At 62.6% G+C, this 22,624-nt stretch carries 19 protein-coding genes; 11 read left to right on the top strand and 8 right to left on the bottom strand.

The window, feature by feature from the left end; genetic code table 11:
- On the bottom strand, positions 1-467 hold a 467-nt coding region (locus tag HMPREF2993_RS13285; RefSeq protein WP_070702668.1), incomplete at its 3' end, for an LppP/LprE family lipoprotein.
- 59 nt (positions 468-526) lie between these two features.
- Positions 527-1,018, bottom strand: coding sequence for an LppP/LprE family lipoprotein (locus tag HMPREF2993_RS12570; protein ID WP_070511002.1), 492 nt, complete (start codon positions 1,016-1,018; stop codon positions 527-529).
- Positions 1,019-1,129: 111 nt separating this feature from the next.
- On the opposite strand from HMPREF2993_RS12570, the gene HMPREF2993_RS12565 reads away from it, so the two are divergent.
- A complete protein-coding gene (locus HMPREF2993_RS12565; RefSeq protein WP_070511004.1) occupies positions 1,130-1,708 on the top strand; it encodes a nucleosidase in 579 nt (192 codons plus the stop codon).
- A gap of 127 nt (positions 1,709-1,835) precedes the next feature.
- On the opposite strand, the gene HMPREF2993_RS12560 is transcribed toward HMPREF2993_RS12565, so the two are convergent.
- The 3 genes from HMPREF2993_RS12560 to HMPREF2993_RS12550 all read right to left on the bottom strand — a co-directional run bounded on the left by HMPREF2993_RS12560 (position 1,836) and on the right by HMPREF2993_RS12550 (position 8,150).
- Complete coding sequence (locus tag HMPREF2993_RS12560; RefSeq protein ID WP_198531360.1) at positions 1,836-3,149, bottom strand: AI-2E family transporter; 1,314 nt, start codon at positions 3,147-3,149, stop codon at positions 1,836-1,838.
- A gap of 34 nt (positions 3,150-3,183) precedes the next feature.
- The gene (locus HMPREF2993_RS12555; protein WP_070702666.1) at positions 3,184-6,630 is read right to left on the bottom strand and encodes a bifunctional proline dehydrogenase/L-glutamate gamma-semialdehyde dehydrogenase; all 3,447 of its coding nucleotides are present in this window, start codon (positions 6,628-6,630) and stop codon (positions 3,184-3,186) included.
- 410 nt (positions 6,631-7,040) lie between these two features.
- Complete coding sequence (locus HMPREF2993_RS12550; RefSeq protein ID WP_046647137.1) at positions 7,041-8,150, bottom strand: ABC transporter substrate-binding protein; 1,110 nt, start codon at positions 8,148-8,150, stop codon at positions 7,041-7,043.
- 62 nt (positions 8,151-8,212) lie between these two features.
- Between HMPREF2993_RS12550 and HMPREF2993_RS12545 the strand changes: the two genes are divergently transcribed.
- The 8 genes from HMPREF2993_RS12545 to HMPREF2993_RS12510 all read left to right on the top strand — a co-directional run bounded on the left by HMPREF2993_RS12545 (position 8,213) and on the right by HMPREF2993_RS12510 (position 17,488).
- Positions 8,213-9,241, top strand: coding sequence for a FecCD family ABC transporter permease (locus tag HMPREF2993_RS12545; protein ID WP_369799722.1), 1,029 nt, complete (start codon positions 8,213-8,215; stop codon positions 9,239-9,241).
- Positions 9,238-10,245 (top strand): FecCD family ABC transporter permease, encoded by a 1,008-nt coding sequence (locus HMPREF2993_RS12540; RefSeq protein WP_232745432.1) that lies wholly within the window; start codon positions 9,238-9,240, stop codon positions 10,243-10,245. Before HMPREF2993_RS12545 ends, HMPREF2993_RS12540 begins: the two co-directional genes overlap by 4 nt.
- Position 10,246: 1 nt before the next feature.
- The gene (locus HMPREF2993_RS12535) at positions 10,247-11,044 is read left to right on the top strand and encodes an ABC transporter ATP-binding protein (RefSeq protein WP_070702664.1); all 798 of its coding nucleotides are present in this window, start codon (positions 10,247-10,249) and stop codon (positions 11,042-11,044) included.
- Between the two features lie 231 nt (positions 11,045-11,275).
- Entirely contained in the window at positions 11,276-13,120 is a 1,845-nt protein-coding gene (gene dnaK, locus HMPREF2993_RS12530) for a molecular chaperone DnaK (RefSeq protein WP_070702662.1), read from the top strand.
- 3 nt (positions 13,121-13,123) lie between these two features.
- Positions 13,124-13,840: a nucleotide exchange factor GrpE gene (grpE, locus tag HMPREF2993_RS12525; protein ID WP_070702660.1), complete on the top strand. Its 717-nt coding sequence runs from the start codon at positions 13,124-13,126 to the stop codon at positions 13,838-13,840.
- Between the two features lie 133 nt (positions 13,841-13,973).
- A complete protein-coding gene (dnaJ, locus tag HMPREF2993_RS12520) occupies positions 13,974-15,179 on the top strand; it encodes a molecular chaperone DnaJ (protein ID WP_070702658.1) in 1,206 nt (401 codons plus the stop codon).
- A gap of 13 nt (positions 15,180-15,192) precedes the next feature.
- Positions 15,193-15,615 carry a heat shock protein transcriptional repressor HspR gene (locus tag HMPREF2993_RS12515; protein WP_070702657.1) on the top strand — a complete coding sequence of 141 codons (423 nt, stop codon included), beginning with the start codon at positions 15,193-15,195 and terminating at the stop codon, positions 15,613-15,615.
- Between the two features lie 352 nt (positions 15,616-15,967).
- The gene (locus tag HMPREF2993_RS12510; protein ID WP_070702655.1) at positions 15,968-17,488 is read left to right on the top strand and encodes an acetaldehyde dehydrogenase ExaC; all 1,521 of its coding nucleotides are present in this window, start codon (positions 15,968-15,970) and stop codon (positions 17,486-17,488) included.
- Here HMPREF2993_RS12510 and HMPREF2993_RS12505 read toward each other — a convergent pair.
- Complete coding sequence (locus HMPREF2993_RS12505) at positions 17,485-18,636, bottom strand: alpha/beta hydrolase (RefSeq protein WP_070702653.1); 1,152 nt, start codon at positions 18,634-18,636, stop codon at positions 17,485-17,487. The two genes, HMPREF2993_RS12510 and HMPREF2993_RS12505, sit on opposite strands and share 4 nt — an antisense overlap.
- Positions 18,633-18,893: a hypothetical protein gene (locus HMPREF2993_RS12500; RefSeq protein WP_070702651.1), complete on the bottom strand. Its 261-nt coding sequence runs from the start codon at positions 18,891-18,893 to the stop codon at positions 18,633-18,635. Before HMPREF2993_RS12500 ends, HMPREF2993_RS12505 begins: the two co-directional genes overlap by 4 nt.
- 102 nt (positions 18,894-18,995) lie before the next feature.
- Between HMPREF2993_RS12500 and HMPREF2993_RS12495 the strand changes: the two genes are divergently transcribed.
- Positions 18,996-19,805: a carbon-nitrogen hydrolase family protein gene (locus HMPREF2993_RS12495; protein ID WP_070702649.1), complete on the top strand. Its 810-nt coding sequence runs from the start codon at positions 18,996-18,998 to the stop codon at positions 19,803-19,805.
- Positions 19,806-19,845: 40 nt separating this feature from the next.
- On the opposite strand, the gene HMPREF2993_RS12490 is transcribed toward HMPREF2993_RS12495, so the two are convergent.
- The gene (locus HMPREF2993_RS12490) at positions 19,846-21,045 is read right to left on the bottom strand and encodes an FAD-binding oxidoreductase (protein WP_070702647.1); all 1,200 of its coding nucleotides are present in this window, start codon (positions 21,043-21,045) and stop codon (positions 19,846-19,848) included.
- Positions 21,046-21,213: 168 nt separating this feature from the next.
- On the opposite strand from HMPREF2993_RS12490, the gene HMPREF2993_RS12485 reads away from it, so the two are divergent.
- Entirely contained in the window at positions 21,214-22,584 is a 1,371-nt protein-coding gene (locus tag HMPREF2993_RS12485) for a sodium/glutamate symporter (RefSeq protein ID WP_070702742.1), read from the top strand.
- Positions 22,585-22,624 lie beyond the last annotated feature (40 nt).

Below are 22,624 nucleotides of genomic sequence, written 5' to 3'. Positions count from 1 at the left end.
AAGAAGCCATAGGGCTCGGCGGTGGCGGTGCCCAGGTACTCGCCCTTGTGGAAGAGCATGATGTGGTACGGCGAGGAGGACGTTCCACGCTCGATGCTGATGGTCTGCCAGCTCAGCTCCGCGCAGGGATCGAACTGCGAGAAATCCACCAGCGTCCAGTTGTTGTCATTCCACGGTGGAACCGTGCCAATGCCTGATTCATAGGCCGCGTGGGCGTCGATATCCTGGCAGGATTCCGCATCGTCTGTAGGGGACTCGGCGGGCAACGTCGGCGAGGCACCCGCGGCCGGCGACGATGCAGCGGGGCCCTCGGCGCCCTCTGCGTTATCCGGAGTGCTATCCGTTGCGCTGCTCTGCACGGAATTGAACATCGGCGAGTCCGCAGAATCCTGCGCCGCGTTGTCCTGGGAACAGGCGGCCAGCGGGAGGCAGATAAGGGCAGCGCCGATGAAGGCGGACCTAAACATTGATGTTCCTTTCCTAGTGTGTGCGCCTCATATAGGGCGCACGACTAGCTCTATCTTATCTAGCCCATCGGCGGAACATCGCCGCTCATGATGACTTTGTGCTGGGCCTCGTCCCAACGGAAGCCGGCGTGTGTCTCTCCCGTCGGCGCGGCATTGGCATCGCCCTCTTGTAGCCAGTGATAGGTTACGGAAATCTCGTTGCCATTGACCCGCTCCACGCTGGGGAAGAAGCCATAGGGCTCGGCGGTGGCGGTGCCGATGTACTCGCCGTAGTGGAAGAGCATGATGTGGTGCGGCGAGGAGGCCGTTGCACCTTCGATGGAAATGGTCTGCCAGCTCAGCTCCGCGCATGGATCGAAGTGGGAGGAATCAACCAGAGCCCAGTTGTGGCCATTCCACTGCGGGACTTGGGCGATGTTGTCGTTGAAAGCCGCGTGTGCGTTTCCTGCCTCGCAGACTACGGGGCTGGCTTGGGCTTCTTCGGGGCTGCTGCAGGCGATAAGGGGGAAGCACAGCAGTGCGGTTGCGGCGAATACTCGTGGGGTGAACATGGTGTTCTCCTTTCTGAGGTCTCGGTGTGGTTCCAGACCCTACAAGTGGCCGCAACGCTCAGAACAGAGATGTGGAGAGCACTCCTCGGGCCACCGGGTAGTCTCGCAGGCATGGAGAATCTTTCTGGTCGTACCTTGTTCGTCGCCGCCGTGGACGCTGAAGCCGCGCATGTGCCTCAGGGAGCGCCGCTGCTCATCACGGGTATTGGTACGGTGCCCGCCGCCATCGAGCTGACGGCGGTTTTGGCCTCAGCGCAGCAGCTGCCGGAGCGCGTCATCAATATCGGTACCGCGGGCGCGCTTCGCGACGATCTCGCTGGCGTCTTCGAGATCTCGCACGTTCGCAAGCACGACTTCCACTTGGAGGTGCTCAGCGACGTCTCTCGTTATCTCCTCCCCGAGGTCATTGAATTAGAGACCTCCGGAAAGCTGCCCACTGAGACTCTGGCGACGGGCGATTCCTTCATCTCGGACACCCCTACCCGCACGCGCCTTGCCCAAGATTCCGCGCTGTGCGACATGGAGGGCTACGCCATCGCCGCGGTGTGCCGAAAGTTCGGTGTGCCGTGCACGTTGCTCAAGCAGGTATCGGATACCGCGAATGAGGAATCCTACGGCTCGTGGGCTTCGGTGCTCGATCGCGCCGCGGAGGAGCTGGCCGTCGCTTTTGGCACGGTAACCGCGGACTAGGCCCTCGACACGGAAACTGCCCTAGCTGACAGAGTTATGCCCCGCCATTGAAGCGGGAGCACTGGTTTTGGCAGATAGGGCAGTTATACGGCCAGGGAGAGCCATGAAAGCTGCGCTGCAGCTTTGGCTAGCGGGCGCTGCTGGCTTCCAGCTTCTCGTAGAGCTCCATGACGGTGTCGTGGCCCTCTGACGTAGAAATCTTGATGTTCTTGGCTTCGATTTCGCCGGCGCGCAGGCTGGCCATTTCCTGGTGGTAGCGGAAAACCACGGCAATGGTGGCCGCCACCGGGACGGCCAGGAAAGCGCCGATGATGCCCGCCAGGGCGGAACCCACGGTCACGGAGAGCAGCACCATTGCTGCGTGCAGTCCCATGGCCTTGGACTGCAGCATCGGCTGGAGCACGTTGCCCTCCACCTGCTGGACAATGATGATGAGGGCAAGTGCCAAGAGGGCCTTGGTGAGGCCATCTGAAACCAGCGCGATGATGACGGCCAAAGCACCCGCAGTGACCGCACCGATGACTGGGATGAAGCTGGCGAAGAAGGTCACCACGCCGATGACGAGAGCCAGCGGAACCTGGAGGACCCAGAGGCCGAGGCCGATGAGGAGGCCGTCGACAGCCGCGACGGCTGCTTGTGCCTGAATGAAGCCGGACAGCGTATTCCACACGCGAGTCAGCAGCTCAGTGGCGTGCCAGCCCGCGGAGTAGCCGGAGTAGGTGCGCAGCCACGGCAGGAACTTATCGCCGTCCTTGAGGATGAAGAAGGCGACGAAGAGCATGATGGCGAGCGCCATGGCGATGGAGCTGGCCATCGATACACCGGAAATCACCCCGGTGGCGATGTTGGAAGCTTGGCCCTTGAGGAAAGCCATGGCGTCATCCAACACTTCCTGGACCTTCGCTGCATCAATCTCAATGGGCAGGTCCTTGGCCATATCGACGAGCTTGTTCAAGCCGCCCTCAGCTTGGCTGACCAGGGACGCACCCTGAGAGGAGACCACTGGGGCCATTGCTGCGAACACGCCGCCGATGATGGCCAAAAAGCCCAGCAGCGTGGTGATGGCGGCCAGCGCGCGGGGGAACTTGTGCGCGCGCAACCAGTTGGTCACGGGGAAGAGCACCGTGCACACCAGGATGGCCAGGATGACCGGCAGCAGGCCTACCCAGATGAACTTCAGCAGGTAGCCGGCTAGGCCGACGCCCGCCACCACGATGATGAAGATCAAGCACACCTTGGCCAGGGAGATGGCGTCGCGCCCGAGGACGCGGGACTTGTCATCGGTCTTTGACACCGGGAGGGCGGCTTCTTCGCTGATGGGCTTCGCAGCAGCGGACTGTTCTGCGGCTTCAGAAGCCGCAGTGGACGCCGCCGCGTCAGAGGCCGTGGAGGGCTGGGGGTCGGTGCCCGGGCGGGCACCGTCACCATTGTTGTTTCTCATGCGCTCCATCTTCTCATATGAGCGCAGAAACGAGCTATGCGCGGATGCTGCTTACCTGGCGGATGATGCCAAAGCGGTGCATCGTCACCGAGACCGCCTGCTCGAGGAGGAAGGGCAGAAGCTCGCGGCGGCCATCGGCCAACACCGGCTGGTCCAAGACCACGGAGTTGGATTCCACCGCTGCCTCAAAGAGGCCCGGCTCCACGGAACCAACGACGCGCACGCGGCCCGACTCCAGGCGAGCGACCTCACGGGCGAAGGTTTCTGCTTCCACGGCGTCGACCTTAAAGCCCAGTCCACGCAGCTCCGCAGCCTTCTCCGGGGCGGCGCTGAAGCGCACCGGGGAGTCGGTGCGGGTGGCGGCGAGGGCGAGGCGGGAGACGTCGCGAAGCGCGGCGTCCGAGGCGATGCGCACCTGCAGCGGGGTCAGCACCGGGCGGTAGCGGAAGACGTTGGCCTCGCAGACCAGGCCGGAGCGGTCGTGCTTGCGGCCGAACTCCTGCTGCCAGGCCAGTTCGTCGAGCTCTGCTGCGCGCCACAGCCAGGCGGTGTCCTCCTCCGAGAGATCGAGGTCACCGAAGGCACGCAGCTGGGCCGCCACCGGCTGCGAGATATCCACGTCGAAGGGGCGCAGCGGGCCCTCGGACCAGGTGCCGAACTGCGCGACATAGTTCGGGCCGCCGGCCTTGGCACCCGGGCCCATGACGGATTGCTTCCAGCCGCCGAAGGACTGGCGTTGCACAATCGCGCCGGTAATACCGCGGTTGACGTAGGCGTTGCCCACCTCCACGCGCTCGAGCCAGTAATCGATCTCATCGTTATCCAGCGTGTGGATGCCGCCGGTGAGGCCGTAGCCGGTGGAGTTCTGCCACTCGATGGCCTCCTCCAGGGTCTCCGCGTGCATGATGCCAAGCACCGGGCCGAAGCACTCGTTGACGTGGAACCAGGAGCCGGGGCGCACGTTATCGCGAATACCCGGCGACCACAGGGTGCCTTCCTCGTTGAGCTTCTTCGGCTTCACCAGCCACTTTTCACCCGGCTCCAGCTGGGTCAGGCCGCGCAGCAGCTTCTCGCCCGGGGCTTCGGCCAGGCCGTTCATCGTCGTCGTGATGTCGTAGCCGGGGCCGGTGATGAGGGTCTCGACGGCGTCGACAAGCTGGGAGCGCAGGCGCTGCGACTCGCCGGCCGCGCCCACAAAGATAACCAGGGAGGACGCCGAGCACTTCTGGCCGGAGTGGCCGAAGGCGGAGAGGTACAGGTCCTGAATGGCCAGGTCCGGGTCCGCGGACGGGGTGATGATGAGCGCGTTCTTGCCGGAGGTCTCCGCCATGATGTTGAGCTCCGGCTTCCAGGAGCGGAAGAGCTTGCCGGTATCGGAAGCGCCTGTGAGGATGACGGCGTCGACGTCGCCGTGGGAGACCAGAGCGCGGCCGGCATCACCCTCGTCGGTGAAGACGAGCTGGACCAGATCCGGGTCGAGGCCTTGTGCCTCGAGGCCGGCGCGGAAGGCGTCCACGACGAGCTTCGCACAGTGCACGACCTGCGGCGCAGGCTTAATGATGACGGCGGAACCCGCAGCCAGGGCGGCCGCGATGCCGCCGGTGGGGATGGCCACCGGGAAGTTCCACGGCGGGGTCACCACGGTCACGCGGTAGGGCGTGAACTCGGCGGCGTAGTTCTCCAGCAGGCGCGCGGACTGCGCGTAGTAGGTGCAGAAGTCGATGGCCTCGGAGATTTCCGGGTCGGTCTGCGTGACAGTCTTATTGGCCTCGTAGGCGGCCACGGAGATGAACTCGCCGCGGCGGTTGGCCAGCACATCGGCCACGGCCTCGAGCGCGCGGGCGCGGTCCTCGGCAGGACGGGAGCCCCACTCGGCGCCGAGCTCAGCGGCGCGGGCCACGTGCTTGTCGACGACCCCCGTATCCGTCACCTCGTCCACCCCGTGCTCGCCCGGGTCGCTGGCCAGCGCCTTAAGCGCCCACTCGCGGTTAGCCTCCAGGGCTGGGTCGGTGTCCGGCTCGTTGGCGAAGCGCCCGGTGCGCGGTGCCTGGCGGCCGGCTGCCTGCTCGGCCTCCTCCAGGCGGTTTTGGGTGCGGCGCGGGCCGGCGAAGGTATCCCAGCGCTGCGCGACGGCCTCGCGGAAGACCTCCTCCTGGTCCTTCAGCGCCTGCTCCTCCGGGGCGAAGAGGGCGTAGAGGAAGTTCTGCGGAGCGGAGTTCTCCTCCAAGCGGCGCACCAGGTAGGAGACGGCGACGTCGAAGTCCTCCATGTGCACCACCGGGGTGTAGAGGATCTGGCGGCCCTCGAAGGCCTCGCGGACCGCGGTCTGCTGGGCCGGGGACATGCCTTGGAGCATCTCGGAATCCATCATGCGCATCACGCCGCGCTTGGTGCCCAGCTTGTAGGCAAACGCCGCGGTGTAGAGGTTGTGGGTGGCCACGCCGATGCGCACGCAATCGGCGAACTCGGGGCGCAGGATGTAGTCGAGCAGGCGGTAGTAGTTGGCGTCCACCTCATCCTTGGTGACATAGGGCGCTGCCGGCCAGCCGTGGATCTCGCCCTGGACGTGCTCCATGGAAAGGTTTGCGCCCTTGACGATGCGAATCTTGATGTGGGAGCCGCCCTCGGCCACGCGCTGCTTAGCGAACTCGGCGAGGTGCGTCAGAGCGTCGAAGGTATCCGGCAGGTAGGCCTGCAGCACGATGCCGGCCTCGAGGTTGATGAACTCCGGCTCGCTGAGCAGCTCGGTGAACAGGCGCACGGTGAGGTGGAGGTCGTGGTATTCCTCCATATCCAGGTTGATGAAGACCTTGTCCGGGCGGCGCGCGGCGGCCTCGTACAGCGGGCGCAGGCGCTCCTTGAGGCGGACCAAGGAACCCTCGATATCCCAGGGGTTGAGCTGGGCCACCATGGAGGAAGCCTTGACGGACACGTAGGTCACGCGCGGGTTCTTGATGAGCTTGAGGGTGCGCTCAGCGCGGGAGCGCGCTTCCGCATCACCCAGCACGGCCTCGCCGAGGAGGTTGAGGTTGAGTTGCTCGCCGGACTCGGCGGCCTTGTCCAGGGTCTTGTTCAGGGCATCGCTCTCAGCGTCGAGGACCAGGTGGCCGACCATCTGGCGCATGCGCATGCGGGCCAGCGGCATGACCAGGTTGGGCAGGATCGGGCCGAAGAAGCCACCCAGGCCCACCAGCGATCCGTTGATGAGGCCGAGGAAGGAAGCATCGTAGGTGGTGGTGACGGACTTCAGTGCGTGGGCGGCTACCTTGTCATCTTCGGGGCGCATGACGCGGTCGACGAAGTCCATGGTGAAGGCCACTCCGTCCGGGTTGCGCAATAAGTCAGCGAGCTGTTCTGTGGCCGGATCCTGTTCGTCGGCAGTGGAGGCGAGCCAGGAGTGGGCTTGGGCCGCGGCGGCGTCGATCAGCGCGGCGTCGATGTCGGTGGATTCGGGCACGGGGGTATGAGCATCGTTAGTCATGGATTACAACCTTTATGGGTCTCAAGGCACACTGGTACAGCCTTATGGAATGCGGAAAGAACACAAACTATCGAGTCCAGCAGTTGCTCAAGCTCTGTGCGGCGCTGATTAGCCTGTCCAGTTTGTGTGATAAGAGGGCTTACTTAACGTTGGCGTGCACAACTGGAGGCCGGTCGGAAGAACGACGCTGTCTAATGAAGTAAGCATTCATATGTGACCACCCTTCTTGCGTGGGGAAACGGCCAAGCGGTGGCTTGGCCGGGCCAGCGAAAAATAGGCGCCTTTAACATGGTCCGCCACACAGTGGGTGCAGACATGTAACCCATCTCGCTTATATGAAAGCTAGCCCCTTATGTTGGGGTGAGTCAATCCCACAGGTGTTGTTTTGAGGGGAGGTTGCTACCCCCGTGTTAGTGACTGAGATACTCCGTGAGATCTGTCGCGATCTTCTGTGCGCCCATTGGACCTAGGCCGAGTGCCCACGTATCGTCGCTGACCTCGATAGCATGGCCGTCTTTAACCGCTGGAAGCTGCTGGAACGCCGCAGTGGAAATGGCGGTGTCTTGGCCGGTGGCGGAGGGATCTCCGTAGCTGCAGTAGAAGATGTAGTCGGCGTCCGCTTGGTCAATGTTCTCCGGTGAGATTTCTGCAGCGAGCTCTTCGATGTCCTGGTTGGCGGGGCGGGCGAGGCCGGCGTCATCAAGCACCGTTCCAATGAGTGAAAGGCGCCCGTAGAGGCGTACTTTGCCCGGCATGAAGCGCAGAATGGTGACGGTGGTGTCTTCGCTAGCTGGCCCGTCCTTAATGACCTTCTTTACTTCTTCGATCTTCTTGTCGTAGTCGGCCATGACTTGTTCGGTGCGCTCTTCCTCGCCGAGGGCTTCACCGATCAGGTGGAAGTTTTCTTTCCAAGTGTACCCAGGGCGAATCGAGAAAACGGTAGGCGCGATGGAGCTGAATTGGTCATAATACTTATCCATGCGCAGCTGCGAGCCGATGATGAGGTCCGGTTGTAGTGAGGCGATCTTTTCCATATTGACTTCGTTGATCGTGCCTACCGTTTCGATGTCACTTGCTTTGTCGGCCATGTAATCGGGGACGGGGTTCTGACCCTTAGACGTGGTCATGCCGACTGGCTTCATGCCAAGGGCAAGGACGGAGTCGAGCTCGCCGCTTTCGAGAACGACTACTCGTTGAGGCTTCTCTTTGAGCTCGGTCGTACCACGGGCATGTGTGACGGTGCGGGGGAACTGGCCGGGAGCTGCATCGCTGCCAAAGGATTGGGTCTTCTCTCTGGCTCCAGCAAAGCCCTCGCCACCAGTTGCCACGGAGTCATTTCCTGCGGCGGAGTTGGATTTTCCTGTTTCCTTCTCTGCTGGAGAGGATGAGCTGGACCCGCCGGTGTTTGAATCGGCGTTTTCGAGGCTGGCGCAACCGGTGAGAGCTAGCGCTGCGGTAAGGCCAACAGCGGTAAGGCGGAGGAGTGGGATGTGAGACGCGATTTTCTTTCGAGTAGTCATAAAAGGTAGCCTAACCTAAATTAGGTCAAGCTAAGGAAACGTGAGCGTATGAAGGTGTTTGGGTGGTGTTGGTGATTGAGCAGGGGGTGCACACCGGAAAGGGAAATACTCGGCGTCTTGGTCGGGTAGTAGTTGCTGGCCTTGCCATTCTCTGTATCGGCGTGGGGCTGTCGCTGGCGTTGGGGGCGCGCAGCATTCCTTTCAGTGACGTGTTGGCCGCCCTTCGAGGTCAGCCTGGTATAGCTTCCTCGATCGTGTGGGAGAGGCGGCTTCCCCGTACTCTCGTGGCCGTTTGTGCGGGCTGTGCTTTGGCTCTCGCTGGTGCAGTTCTGCAGATTATGACGCGCAACCCTTTGGCAGATACCGGAGTTTTCGGGATTAACGTAGGCGCCAGCTTGGCCGCGGCCATTGCTCTGGGCTGGTGGGGGTGGCAATCACCTTTTGCTTTTTCGCTCGCAGCCATCATCGGTGCGGCAGTGACCATGCTGCTGGTCACCGCGGTAGGGCGTGGCAGAGCTGGCGATGTTGATCCGCTGAGACTGATTCTTGCAGGTGTAGCCATCGGGGCGGTATGTGAAGGGCTTTCCTCCGCTCTCATCCTGGTAGATCCGCACTCTTTTGCACGTATCCGCGCGTGGGTGACGGGCTCTGTTGACGTGGCCTCGTGGACACCGGTGGCGATTACAGCCGGCGGGTTAGCAGTTGGTGTGGTGCTGCTGATTGCCTTTGCGCGCCATTTGCCGCCCCTTGCTCTGGGGGATGACGTTGCGGCGGGTCTCGGTATCAACCTCAAACTGACTCGTTTGGGACTTGTCGCGGCGGTAACAGTGTTGGCTGCTACCGCTACCGCAGCGGCGGGGGTGATTGTATTTGTCGGATTAGTCATCCCGCATGTTGTCAGGCTGTGCGGGATATATGAAGAACGGGCACAGCTTGTCGCCGCTGCCGTGGTGGGGCCTTTGTTTTTGTTGGGAGCCGATATTGTGGGGCGCTACCTCACTGCTGCTGAGTTGCCGGCTGGCGTCACGGTGTCGCTCATTGGTGCCCCAGTATTGATTGCGCTGTCCCATCGCGCTGGAAGGAGGCTGTGATTGTGAGCGTGAGAAGTGTTTTGTCCTTTACGGGCATTGTGATCGTCGCGCTGGCTATTGCTGCCTATTCGCTCTTCTCGCCTGGTGCCGGGCAAGAAAGCGCAGCGTTGTGGTCCGTGGCTACGAATCCCAATAGCACTGACTTTGCGGCCACCGTCGTGTGGCAATGGCGTGCTCCGCGGGTGGTTGCTGCGATTGTCGTAGGAATGTGTTTGGGCATAGCGGGCGCCATCTTTCAGATCCTTACTCACAATCCTCTGGGGTCGCCCGACATCATCGGGTTTAATACCGGTGCCTATACCGGTGTCATCGCGGTTTCCTTGGCGGGCTTTAGCTCCGCGTTCAACATTGCGCTAGGCGCATTGGTGGGTGGGGCTCTCACTGCGTTACTCATCATGGGGCTTTCATTTGCAGGAAGGCTTACGGGAGCAAGACTGATTGTGGTGGGGATTGGAGTGACGTTCTTTCTTTCAGCAATAAACAAGTGGTTGATTCTTAGCGGTGAGTTGGAGCAATCCTTAGGCGCGGCGACTTGGGCTGCTGGAACATTGAATGCTGTGTCCTGGGCACGAGTTATTCCATTGGGGGTGCTGGGAGGCGCGGCGTGCGTCGCTGGGTTGCTGCTGCGTGGCTGGTGCGACGCGCTTGCCCTGGGGGATAGCGCGGCGAGTGCGTTGGGGTTGAACGTGAGTCGTGCACGTGTGGTGATGGTTCTGGTTGGCACAGTTCTTGTCGCTGTATCGACGGCGATAGCGGGTCCAATCTCATTTATCGCCCTCGCGGCCCCGCATATGGCTCGGTTGCTCTCGCGTCCAGACAGGACACCGGTGTTGCTCTCTGGAGTCCTCGGTGCTCTTTTCTTGCTCGCTGCCGACTTAGCAGGGCAGCGACTGTTTTTCCCAATTACTCTGCCTGCCGGTCTTATTACGGTGTGCGCCGGTGGCATCTATCTGGCGGGTCTGCTGCTGTGGCAATCCCGAGCTGCCGGAATGAAAGGTCAGTAAAGTGAACCAGCAAAAAGTATGTGACGGTGCGCCGAGCGTGCGGGCTGAGGGGGTGAGCATGTCCTACGGGAGGACTGCCCCGCTAATTCTCGACTCGGTGGATGTGTCTTTTCCGGCCGGGAAATTTTCTGCCATTATCGGCCCCAATGGTTGTGGAAAATCCACTTTGGTGAAGGTGTTGGCGCGGTTGGAAATGCCGAACGCGGGCGCGGTGTGCATTGGCGAAGAAGATGCAGCCGCATTCTCTCGGCGAAGCTACGCTCGGCGTGTCGCCGTGATGTCGCAGCAATCCATAGCTCCCGAAGGGATCAATGTCAGGGAACTGGTTGCGCGCGGGCGATTCGCCCACCAAGGATTTATGGGGTGGAGGAGCCAGGAGGACGAGCGTGCCGTTAGTCGTGCGCTAGCAAAGGTGGGCCTTGAACAACTGGAGACGGCCGAGGTAGCGGCGTTGTCTGGCGGTCAGCGTCAGCGTGCTTGGTTGGCCATGGCCCTCGCCCAGGAAACGCCTGTGCTCTTCTTGGATGAGCCAACGAGCGCGCTTGACATTGGATACCAGCATTCCTTCATGCGGCTGATGCGGCAGCTGGCAGGAAACAAAACCCTCATTGCGGTCATTCATGACTTGGCGCATGTATTGCGCTATGCGGATCGCGTCGTGGCGATGAAAGATGGAAAGGTGTGGGACGCGGGCGTGCCGCGCGACGTCATTACCCCTGCCCTTATTGAGGAACTCTATGGGCTGACAGTCCGCGTTGTAGATGTGGACGGTGAGCCAGCAATCGTCCCTGTGGGGTGAGTTTCCGCCAAACCGGTTTTGTTTTCCCAGCGTGTGGGCGGTAATTAAAAAAAGTTGAGTGGATCGGGAACAACTTTGGGTTTGCCCGCGTTGTGTAGGTTGAGTGACCGGCGCTCAGGTTTGGATGACAATGGGTGCCGCTTCTGTTAGAGTTCAACCCTGAACGCGGCGGAAGTTGAGTCGCGCACTATCAACTTAAGAACAAACCCCAACAAGCAAGGAGAAAAGATTATGGGACGCGCAGTAGGAATTGACCTCGGTACCACCAACTCGGTCGTATCCGTTCTGGAAGGTGGCGAGGCCACCGTTATCGCTAACTCGGAGGGTTCCCGCACCACCCCGTCCGTCGTGGCTTTCGCCAAGAACGGCGAAATCCTCGTCGGCCAGTCCGCTAAGAACCAGGCGGTCACCAACGTTGACCGCACCATCCGCTCCGTCAAGCGCCACATTGGTACTGACTGGACCATCGACATTGATGACAAGAAGTACACCCCGCAGGAGATTTCGGCCCGCACGCTGATGAAGCTGAAGCGCGACGCCGAGGCTTACCTGGGTGAGGACGTTACCGACGCCGTTATTACCGTCCCGGCTTACTTCGAGGACTCCCAGCGCCAGGCCACCAAGGAGGCCGGCCAGATCGCAGGCCTCAACGTCCTGCGTATTGTTAACGAGCCGACCGCCGCTGCACTGGCCTACGGCCTGGAGAAGGGCGAGCAGGAGCAGACCATCCTGGTCTTCGACCTGGGTGGCGGTACCTTCGACGTCTCCCTGCTGGAGATCGGTGACGGAGTGGTTGAGGTTATGGCTACCGCTGGTGACAACCAGCTCGGTGGTGACGACTGGGACCAGCGCATCGTCGACTGGCTCGTGGATAAGTTCAAGGCTTCCCAGGGCGTTGACCTGACCAAGGATAAGCGCGCCGTCCAGCGCCTGCGCGAGGCTGCGGAGAAGGCCAAGATTGAGCTGTCCTCCTCCCAGTCCGCCAACATCAACCTGCCGTACATCACGGTGGACGCGGAGAAGAACCCGCTCTTCCTGGATGAGACCCTGTCCCGCACCGAGTTTCAGAAGATCACCCAGGACCTGCTGGACCGCACCAAGGAGCCGTTCAACCAGGTTATCAAGGATGCTGGCCTGTCCCTGTCCCAGGTTGACCACGTGGTTCTCGTCGGTGGCTCCACCCGTATGCCGGCTGTGTCCGAGCTGGTGAAGGAAATGACCGGCAAGGACCCGAACAAGGGCGTTAACCCGGACGAGGTCGTGGCAGTCGGCGCTGCTCTGCAGGCAGGTGTCCTGCGCGGTGAGGTCAAGGACGTGCTGCTTCTCGACGTCACCCCGCTCTCCCTCGGCATCGAGACCAAGGGCGGCGTGATGACCAAGCTCATCGAGCGCAATACCACCATCCCGACCAAGAAGTCCGAGACCTTCACCACGGCTGATGACAACCAGCCTTCCGTGCAGATTCAGGTCTACCAGGGCGAGCGTGAGATGGCTTCCGCCAACAAGCTGCTCGGCTCCTTCGAGCTCGGCGGCATCGCCCCGGCACCGCGCGGCGTACCGCAGATTGAGGTCACCTTCGACATCGACGCCAACGGCATCGTCTCCGTCTCTGCTAAGGACAAGGCCACCGGCAAGGAGAACACCATCAAGATTCAGGATGGTTCCGGCCTGTCCCAGGAGGAGATCGACCGCATGGTCAAGGATGCCGAGGCTCACGCCGAGGAGGACAAGAAGCGCCGCGAGGAGCAGGAGACCCGCAACCAGGCGGAATCCACCTCCTACCAGACCCGCAAGTTCATGGATGAGAACGCCGACAAGCTGCCGGAGGACCTCAAGACCCGCGTGACCGAGGCTGCCGACGCCGTCGACGAAGCCCTCAAGGGTGATGACATTGAGGCGATTAAGTCGGCCGTCGAGAAGCTCGGCACCGAGTCTCAGGAGCTGGGCAAGGTCCTGTACGAGGCACAGGCTGCTGAAGCAGGTGCCGAGGGCGCTGCTGCTGGCGAGACCGCTGGTGACCCGAACGTCGTCGACGCCGAGGTTGTCGACGAGGACGACGAGAACAAGGAGAAGTAAACCATGACCTCCCCTCAGGACCCGGGCAACCCGGCCAACACCGACCCTGAGGCAACCTCCGCTGAGGCTGCGGAGGCTGCCGCCGCCGAGGCTGCTTCTGCTGACGGCGTCGTGGATGACGCCACGACGAACACTGCTGAGGCGCAGGCCGATGCTGCCACTGCGAACACCGCTGAGGCAGAGGCCGCGGTTGAGGATGCCGCCCGCGACATCACCGAAGAAGCGGCCGCTGGTGAGGACACCGTTGCAGAGGATTCCCTGGAGGCTCAGCTGGCTGAGCGCACCGAGGACCTGCAGCGCCTCAACGCGGAGTACACCAACTACCGCCGCCGCACCGAGCGCGACCGCCAGGCCGTGATCGAGACCACCAAGGCCAAGGTCTTGGCAGACTTCCTGCCAATCCTTGATGACATGGAGCTTGCTCGCCAGCACGGTGACCTCAACGAGGGCCCGCTCAAGGCCATCGCGGACAAGCTCACGGGCGTGCTGACCAAGAACCAGCTGACCCCGTTCGGCGCCGAGGGCGATGCCTTCGACCCCGAGGTGCACGAAGCGGTCCAGGACTTGTCCACCGGTGACGAGCAGGTCATCGGCACGGTTCTGCGCCGCGGCTACACGGTGGGGGAGCGCGTTGTGCGCACCGCCATGGTGATTATCGCCGACCCTGCAGAGTCAGCCGATACCGCTGAGAGTCCGGATAGCTCGGACAACGCAGAATAGGTATTGCAGGTGGCGTCAGGGCTCAATGTTCCTTGGCGCCACTCTTCTTTTCTCTACTTAGTTAGCTTTTTACTTAGCAAAAAATCTTAAAACCCAACCATGAATCGACTCTCCTGAAAGGAGGAGATGCCCAGTGAACGCTAAGCCAGAATGGGCAGACAAGGATTATTACGCGGATCTGGGGGTCTCCTCATCCGCTACCGCCGAAGAGATTAAGCACGCTTACCGCAAGCTGGCCCGCCAGAACCACCCCGATGCCAACCCGGATAACCCCGCGGCGGCGGAGAAATTCAAGCAGGTGGCTGAGGCCTATGACGTGCTCTCAGATAAAGCGACCCGCAAGGACTATGACCAGTTCAAGGCCATGATGCGCGGCGGTGGCTTTGGACGGAGAGGAGGCGCCGGGTTTCCCGGCGGGTTTCGATCCACGCACATGGGTGGACCGGGTGCGCAAGAATTCGACATCTCGGACATCTTCGGAGGATCCGCTCGAGGAGCGTCTCAAGGCGGCGGTCTTGGGGATATCTTCGGTGGCGTTTTCAACCGCGGCGGTGGTGCTGGCCACACAGCTCGGCCGTCGCGGGGGGCCGACGTCGAAACACAAATAACCCTCGACTTCCGCGAGGCGGCGAAGGGAACTACCATTCCGCTGCAGCTCAGCGGCGAAGCTCCCTGCACCACGTGCCATGGCTCCGGTTCGAAGAGTGGCAAGCTGTCGACGTGCTCGACGTGCAATGGCACCGGTTTCACCTCTGAGCAGCGCGGTACCTTCGGTTTCTCGGCGCCGTGCACGGACTGTGACGGCACCGGCCAGCGCGCCGAGGATCCGTGCGCTGATTGTTCCGGTTCCGGAACGGTGCACCGCACCCGCTCCATCACGGTGCGCATCCCCGCAGGCGTGATCGATGGCCAGAAGGTACGCCTTGCTGGTCAGGGCGAAGCGGGCCCGAATGGCACGCCGTCTGGTGACCTCTTCGTGGCGGTCACGGTAAAGCCCGACAAGGTCTTCACCCGGGAGGGCGATGACCTGCACGTCACCGTCCCCGTCTCCTTCGCGGAGCTGGCCTTGGGCGACACCATTACGGTGCCGACCCTCGATTCACCCGTACGCGTGAAGGTGCCCGCAGGCACGCCCGATGGCCGCACGTTGCGCGTGAAGGGCCGCGGTGTGGCCAAGCGCGGCGGCAAGGCCGGTGACCTCATGGTGACCGTACAAGTTACGGTGCCCTCCACCCTGGATGCTGCTGCCTCCTCGGCGCTGCGCAATTACGCGCAGGCGGAGAAGGACTCCGGATTTGATCCGCGTGCCGGCTGGGCCGGCAACACGGTGACGCGCTAGTAGGAGGTGTGAGATGAGCAAGGACGACACAAATCGAACCGATGCGGCTCAGCCCAAGGCGATGTACGTCATCTCTGTTGCCGCGGAACTTTCCGGCATGCACGCTCAAACATTGCGCACCTATGACCGGATGGGGCTGGTCTCCCCAGCCCGCACCTCCGGGGGTGGGCGCCGCTATTCCGAGAGCGACATCGAGCTCTTGCGCAAGATTCAGACGCTCTCGCAAGATGATGGCGTGAATCTGGCCGGCATTAAATCCATCATCGAGCTGACTGCGGAACGGGACCGCCTCGCGGCCGAGCGCGATGAGCTGCAGGCGGAGGTCGACCGCCTGCGCAGCCAGGCGCGACCTTCGCGCGGCGAGCTGGTTCACGTACCGCGTTCTACCTCCGTGGTGATGTGGACGCCGCGGCGCAACCGCCGCCGCGGCAGCTAGGCACTTCCCCCTCCTGTGAGGGGGTTCTTTTCGTTTTAGAGCCAGCCTGCTCTGCCCGGCCTAAGACCGCGTGCTCTTCGCTTAAAAGCTTAAGAAGTGCCGTTGTTGCCAAAGATCGTGCCCAAATTTGCGGCAGGCCTTCGAACTTTGTCAGATAGGCACCTTTGGGCAGTAGGTTTGGGGCCGTTTGGGAACAGGTGCCCTGAAGAAAAGCTTTCCTCATTAAAAACGTGAATTTGGCAATACTTATAGCTACACTCGCGTCCAGCGTTGTGTCGACCGTCACGTGTAGATGCGTTTGTGCGGGCGGCCACCGTGACGGTACTGAATCCACGAGAAAGGCACTAGGCTTATGACTTTGTACGCAAACCCAGGCACCCCTGATGCCATCGTCAACTTCCGCGAGCGCTACGACAACTACATCGGCGGCGAGTGGGTACCGCCGGTCGACGGCGAGTACATGGACAACATCACCCCGGTGACCGGTGAGGTTTTCTGCCAGGTGGCCCGCGGCAAGGAAGCCGATATCAACTTGGCCATCGATGCCGCGGAGAAGGCTTTCGAGACCTTCGGCAAGACCACCCCGGCAGAGCGCGCGCTTCTGCTGCACCGCATTGCGGACCGCATCGAGGAGAACTTGGAAAAGATCGCCGTCGCGGAGACCTGGGAGAACGGCAAGGCCGTGCGCGAGACCCTCGCCGCCGACATCCCGCTGGCGGTCGACCACTTCCGCTACTTCGCCGGCGCCATCCGTGCGCAGGAGGGCCGTCTGTCGCAGATTGACCAGGACACCGTGGCCTACCACTTCCACGAGCCGCTGGGTGTTGTGGGCCAGATCATCCCGTGGAACTTCCCGCTGCTCATGGCGGCGTGGAAGATCGCGCCGGCGCTGGCTGCGGGCAACACCATCGTGATGAAGCCCGCCGAGCAGACCCCGACCTCCATCCTGCTGCTCATTGAGATCATCGAGGACCTCCTGCCGAAGGGCGTGCTCAACATCGTCAACGGCATTGGTGAGGAAGCGGGCGTGGCGTTGTCCACCTCGGACCGCATCGCCAAGATTGCCTTCACCGGCTCCACCCCGGTGGGCAAGATCATCAACAAGGCCGCTGCGGACAAGGTCATCCCGGTCACCCTGGAACTCGGCGGCAAGTCGCCGTCTATCTTCTTCGCGGACATCATGGACAAGGACGATGCCTACCTGGAGAAGTGCGTCGAGGGCTTCGTCATGTTCGCCCTCAACCAAGGCGAGGTCTGCACCTGCCCATCGCGCGCGCTGATCCACGAGGACATCGCGGATAAGTTCCTGGAGATGGCCGTGGAGCGTGTGAAGAAGATCAAGATCGGTCACCCGCTCGATACCGAAACGATGATGGGCGCGCAGGCATCCCAGGAGCAGATGGACAAGATCACCGAATACCTCGAGATCGGCCCGAAGGAAGGCGCGGAAACCCTCATCGGTGGCCACGTGAACAAGGTGGAAGGCTTGGAGAACGGCTACTACATTGAGCCGACCGTCTTCCGTGGAACCAATGACATGCGCATCTTCCGCGAGGAAATCTTCGGTCCGGTGCTCTCCGTGGCTACATTCAAGGACTTCGAGGAAGCCATCCAGATTGCCAACGACACCAACTTCGGCCTCGGCGCCGGTGTGTGGTCGCGCCATCAGAACACCTGCTACCGCGCCGGCCGCGAAATCCAGGCCGGCCGCGTGTGGGTCAACCACTACCACGTGTACCCCGCCCACAGTGCGTTCGGTGGCTACAAGGAATCCGGCATCGGCCGCGAGAACCACCTCATGATGCTCGCTCACTACCAGGAGACCAAGAACATGCTGGTGTCCTACTCTGAGGAGCAGGCCGGCCTGTTCTAATATCTGCTGGCTATGACCCCCAGACCCCGCAGAAATGCGGGGTCTTTCCAATAGGAGCCATGATCGCCCGGTAGCCCGCTCGCGCCCGGCACCGCGGTGGCGCCGAAGGCAGGGGAGGAAGGATCTGGGCCGTGGATGCCGCCGCGCGGTCCGGTGGTTGCGGCGATCGGATCCTCGGCGTTGCGTGCGCTCCAAACCCGGCCGTGCAGTTGCGAGGCGTGAGCCACGGAGGCGCCCGGGCTGCCGACGAGTACGACGTCATCCGCAACATAGTCCTGCTGCGCAGCCTTGCCCGCCACCACGGAACCATAGGAGTAGCCGATCACCATGTGCTGGGCACCAGGGAAGCGTTGCCGCAGGGCGCGCTGGAAGCGGATGAGTTCGACAGCGCCGCGGCGCGCCGGCTCCTCGTGTGCCGCGCGGGACAGCGACGAGGGAGCAGCATAGCCAATCCATGCCACGGCGGGCCCATGCGTGGCGCGGGCGATGGCGCGGGCGCGCTCCACTGCGGTGGCCCAGCTACCAGGCTCGGAGGAGCCAACCCCGCCCACAAACGTGCTGACTTGGGCCGCATGCGTGCCGATATTCTCTGGGTCGACGAGCACCACCAGCCGCCCGGGACTGGCCTCCAGCACGGTGAGGTCCGGATTAGCTGCAATCAGGGAGCGGACCTCCTCGCTGGCCATGGTCAGCTGGACCTCATGCAACTCCGCAAGGGATAGCTCGCTGAAATCCTCCAGGCGGGTCGGCGGCTCACCCAGCTCCGGGGTGCACAAGGCGCTCAGCTGACGGGCGCAGGCCCAGTCGAGGGCATCGGCCAGCGTGTCGAGGTGCCCCAGCACCGCGCTGACGGGCTCCGCAAGAGCGGGAACCGCAGCGAGCCGAAGGGCTCGGGCGCGCAGCTGCTCAATCCGCTCCATCAACGGCGCATAAAGGCTCACGATGTGTGCCGCCACGCGCATCTGCTGCGCCGGCCCCCGCAGTGCATCGGTGGCGCTGTGGAGGGTGCCGCGCGCTGCGTCCGCGGCCGCCCCGGATATCGATAGAGCTACCCAATAATGGTGCGAGGCATCGATATATCGGGACAGCTCAACGGCGTAATCCTCCAAACGGTAAGCTTCCGCACGCAATGTCGCTGCTGCGCTCATTGGGTGTCTCCCAAGAAAGAAGAAAGCTCCACATCGACATCCTGGGCCACACCCACGAAGCGGTCCAGCTCCTCCAATTGTGCTCGCCGCGCACTCTCGCTGAGCCTTCGTGACTCCTCCCACCGCGCGCCGAGGATCTCCAAGGCACGTGCGGTCCGGGGAGGCTGCCGCACGGAGGGCAAAGCGGTGGGGGAGGAATGGTCGAAGAGGGAGCGGATCTGCTGGCGGGCACCGCGGTCAATGGCGAGATGGTTCATAGCATTGAGACTGCGCCAGCAGCCCACCCGCAGTAAAGGACTGCGGCACTGAATCCGCGAAATCTGTGGATAACTAGTCCGGGCTCGTCTACCGTGGGCCGCATGAAGGTAGCAGCAGTTCAATTGACCAGCACCGGGGACGTTGAAAAGAACCTCGCCGTAGCACTCGACAAGATCCGGGAAGCCGCGGATAACGGCGCGCAGCTCATCGTCCTGCCGGAAGCTACCACCCAAAGCTTCGACTCCGGACGCCTCGATACGAACGCGGAGGGGCTCGATGGCCCCACCGCCACCGCGGTGCGCGCCCTAGCGGAAGAACTCGGCGTGTACGTGGTCCTGGGAATGTTCGCCCCGGCGGATACCGTCGAGCGCGGTGAGAAAACCATCAACCGCGTGGCCAACGTCGCGCTCATCGCCGGGCCCGGAGTCCTCAGCGGCTACGAGAAAATCCACACCTACGATGCCTTCAAATACAAGGAATCCGATACCGTCCGGCCGGGCGAATCACTCGTTACCTTCGAGGCCGGTGACCTCACCGTGGGCGTGGCCACCTGTTATGACATCCGCTTCCCTGAGCAGTTCAAGGAACTCGCCCGCCGGGGCGCCCAGCTCATCGTCGTGCCCACCAGCTGGGCGGATGGCCCGGGCAAGCTGGAACAGTGGCGCCTGCTCAGCGCAGCGCGGGCGCTCGATTCCACGACGTTCATCCTGGCCGCCGGCCAGGCGCGCCCCGGCGGCGAGGCCAAGGCTGGGCAGGCCTCCGGGCCGACTGGTATCGGGCATTCCGTCCTCGTGACACCGGACGGCACGCGCCGTGCCGAGGCCGGCTACGAGCCGGAAATTCTCTACGGCGAGGTGGACCCAGACACCGTGGTAAAGGTCCGCCAGTCCCTCCCCGTCTTGGACGCCTAAGCGCCTAAGCACCGTTTGCACACATAGGCGTTTTGAGCGCCTATGCCCACTGGGATTTCTTCCACGCCGCCCAGGCTTCCCAGTCATCGCCCCAGCCGTCGAGCTCCGCAGCGGAGGCCGCCCACTCGTGGCCGCGCTGCCAACTATCGGTGGTGATTGCTTCCTCTGCAACGCCGCCCGAAAGCAGAGCCGCCTGGGCTAGCTCGACGCGGTCGGCCGGGCCGATGAGCACGAAGCGGCGGTCAGTTCCCTCAGCGAGCACCGGTTCCATCGGCTCCTTGGCCACCACGGGATCGAAGCCTGCGGCGGCCGGTTGTGCGCCGAGTAGCCAGGGGTCCTGGCCATCCCGGACGATGTGGCGCAGCTGCAGGCCTGGAGCCACAGCCTGCAGGTTAGCCTGGAATTCCGTGTCATAGTGCTCGCCCGGCGAAGGAGCCACGGCATAGACCTGGAGCCCGGTGGGAAGGTTGTTCGCTAGGCCGTCGAGAAGCAGCGCCCGCGCGCCCGCCCAGCCGGTACCGAAGGAAATCAGTGTCGTAGTGTCATCCAGCCGCGGCGGCTCACCAGCGGGCGCGCCCAGCGTCCACCAATCGCCCGGCTGCGCCTTGGCCAGCATGGAGGAGGCCTCACCGGCCAGCGCGAGGTGGAATATCAGCTGCCCCGACCCCTCCGGGGGTGCCGCCGGGGTCAGTGGACGCCAAGTGCCGGGCGTGAGCTGAGACGTCACCGGAACGTGCTGCCCTGCGCGGTAATCCAGCGCCACGCCCGATTCCAACCGGACCACCGCGGTGCGCCGGTTCGGCTTGTCAACAGCCACCACCTGGGCGCTGTGGGCAGGGGGATCACCATCCGAGTCCGCCTCCTGTGCGGCGGTGCGCATGATGGAGCACACCTGGGAAATGGTGCGCGTGGCGACGTCGTGCTGGTACGGGGTAAGCCCCAGAACCTCCAGCCCGTGAACGAGCGATGCCTCGAATTTCGGATAGACCTCAGGGGGAAAACCGTGGCGGCGATGATCACGGCCCATGCGTGCCAGGCGCTGAGCGACGTCCCCCTGTACCTCATCGCCCTCCACATTCTCCAGCACCCACGCCAGCGCCGGGGCCATGGAGGGGTGTGTGTCCTTCATCGACAGGGCAAAGACTTGGCGGGACTCGGCCACGGTGGCGAAAAAGTGCCTGTGTACTGCATCGCGATAGTCTTCCGCGTGGTTGCGTAGGTGCTCACCCAGTTCCCTCATGCCCGCCCATCCTAGCCCCTGGGGGTAGAGCTACATCACCCTAGGGTTATATGCCAGGGGTGGAAAAGCGGGAAGGGAGTTGTAGTGTAATCAACGGATCATTTCCCGAAAGAGGGTGAGTCTCGTCTCAAGGACGCCGCCATGGGCGGCATGGAAGGAAGTTTTCGCATGGAAGAATTCTCTGCGTTCACAATCATGACAGACGTGGGCTGGATTTCTTTGCTCATGGTTATCGGCAACGTTTTGCGCCACCAGATTAAATTCGTATTCCAGGATTTGCTGCTGCCTGCACCCATCACCGCCGGCCTGCTCGGCCTGCTCTTCGGCCCCAACGTCCTGGGCTGGATCGGTTTCTCCGACAATCTTGGTGATTACACCTCGCTGCTCATCGCCGTAGTCTTCGCCTCCATGGCCTACTCTATGGAGATGGGCGGCAACATGGGCAAGGGTGCCCGCAATATGTGGGGCTACTCCACCATGATGTTCACCGGCCAGTGGGGCCTGTTCATTGTTTTGGGGCTTCTCCTGTTCAAGCCGGCCTTCGACACCCCGGACTGGTTCGGCATGATGCTGCCCGTCGGCTTCACGGGTGGCTTCGGTACCGCGGCGGCTGTTGGCAGTGCCCTGGAAGGCGTGGGTGCAGATGCCGCAGCCTCCCTAGGCTTTACCTCCGCGACCGTGGGTACGCTGGCCGCCATCATTGGCGGTATCGTCGCCGGTAACTGGGGTATTCGTAAGGGCAAGGTCTCCCACGTTCCGAAGGAGCTTCCGGAGGAACTGCGCCGCGGCTACATCTCGCGCCTGGAGGATCGCCCCTCGCTGGGCCGCGCTACGACGAACCCCTCCGCCATCGAGCCCATCACCCTCCACGTGGGATTCATCGCCCTGACCGTGATGACCGCCTATGGCATTAACAAAGGGATCGCCTCCGTGTGGGAGAACGTCTCCATCCCGCTGTTCGCTATGTCCATGGTTGTGGGCCTGCTCTTCCGTGCAGTGATGAACATGGTGGGCGCCAAGGATTACCTGGATAAGGACACGGTGAGCTCGGTGTCCGGTGCGGCAACCGACTACCTCATTGCCTTCGGCGTGGCCGCCATTGTGCCGGCCGCCGTGGCCGCCTACTGGCAGGCTCTTCTCCTGCTCTTCGTCTTGGGCACCATTTACTGCGCATTCTTCCTCATGTGGTTCCCCGCCGAGTTCTTCGGCGAGCGCTGGATCGAGCGCGGTATCTTCGGCTGGGGCTGGGCCACGGCTACGGTGGCTACCGGCATTGCGATCCTCAAGATCGTGGACCCGAAGCTCAAGTCCGGCACACTGTCGGAGTACGGCATGGCCTACATTGGCTTCGGCCCCTTCGAGATCTCCTGGACCATCATCGCGCCGCTGTCGGTGATGTACGGTTTTACCGCCGGCTTCGGCTGGATCTCCCTGGGCATCGCGGTAGCTATCTATATCGTGTTCAAGTTCAGCGGCATGATGCCGCCGCGCGGCACCATCTTCAAAGAAGGCATCGGTCACGTCGGCTCATCGAAGTAGACGCTGACCTGCTAGCACGTGAAAACCCTCAGCCTTATGG

The sequence above is a fragment of the Corynebacterium sp. HMSC068G04 genome (assembly GCF_001814885.1).
GTDB classification, from domain to species: domain Bacteria; phylum Actinomycetota; class Actinomycetes; order Mycobacteriales; family Mycobacteriaceae; genus Corynebacterium; species Corynebacterium hiratae.
This window is presented reverse-complemented; position numbering and strand designations above follow the sequence as displayed.

Coding starts and splice junctions, on each gene's coding strand:
- HMPREF2993_RS12570 (WP_070511002.1), bottom strand. CDS start 1,018: ATGTTCACCCCACGAGTATTCGCCGCAACCGCACTGCTGTGCTTCCCC.
- HMPREF2993_RS12565 (WP_070511004.1), top strand. CDS start 1,130: ATGGAGAATCTTTCTGGTCGTACCTTGTTCGTCGCCGCCGTGGACGCT.
- HMPREF2993_RS12560 (WP_198531360.1), bottom strand. CDS start 3,149: ATGAGAAACAACAATGGTGACGGTGCCCGCCCGGGCACCGACCCCCAG.
- HMPREF2993_RS12555 (WP_070702666.1), bottom strand. CDS start 6,630: ATGACTAACGATGCTCATACCCCCGTGCCCGAATCCACCGACATCGAC.
- HMPREF2993_RS12550 (WP_046647137.1), bottom strand. CDS start 8,150: ATGACTACTCGAAAGAAAATCGCGTCTCACATCCCACTCCTCCGCCTT.
- dnaK (WP_070702662.1), top strand. CDS start 11,276: ATGGGACGCGCAGTAGGAATTGACCTCGGTACCACCAACTCGGTCGTA.
- grpE (WP_070702660.1), top strand. CDS start 13,124: ATGACCTCCCCTCAGGACCCGGGCAACCCGGCCAACACCGACCCTGAG.
- HMPREF2993_RS12515 (WP_070702657.1), top strand. CDS start 15,193: ATGAGCAAGGACGACACAAATCGAACCGATGCGGCTCAGCCCAAGGCG.
- HMPREF2993_RS12510 (WP_070702655.1), top strand. CDS start 15,968: ATGACTTTGTACGCAAACCCAGGCACCCCTGATGCCATCGTCAACTTC.
- HMPREF2993_RS12505 (WP_070702653.1), bottom strand. CDS start 18,636: ATGAGCGCAGCAGCGACATTGCGTGCGGAAGCTTACCGTTTGGAGGAT.
- HMPREF2993_RS12500 (WP_070702651.1), bottom strand. CDS start 18,893: ATGAACCATCTCGCCATTGACCGCGGTGCCCGCCAGCAGATCCGCTCC.
- HMPREF2993_RS12495 (WP_070702649.1), top strand. CDS start 18,996: ATGAAGGTAGCAGCAGTTCAATTGACCAGCACCGGGGACGTTGAAAAG.
- HMPREF2993_RS12490 (WP_070702647.1), bottom strand. CDS start 21,045: ATGAGGGAACTGGGTGAGCACCTACGCAACCACGCGGAAGACTATCGC.
- HMPREF2993_RS12485 (WP_070702742.1), top strand. CDS start 21,214: ATGGAAGAATTCTCTGCGTTCACAATCATGACAGACGTGGGCTGGATT.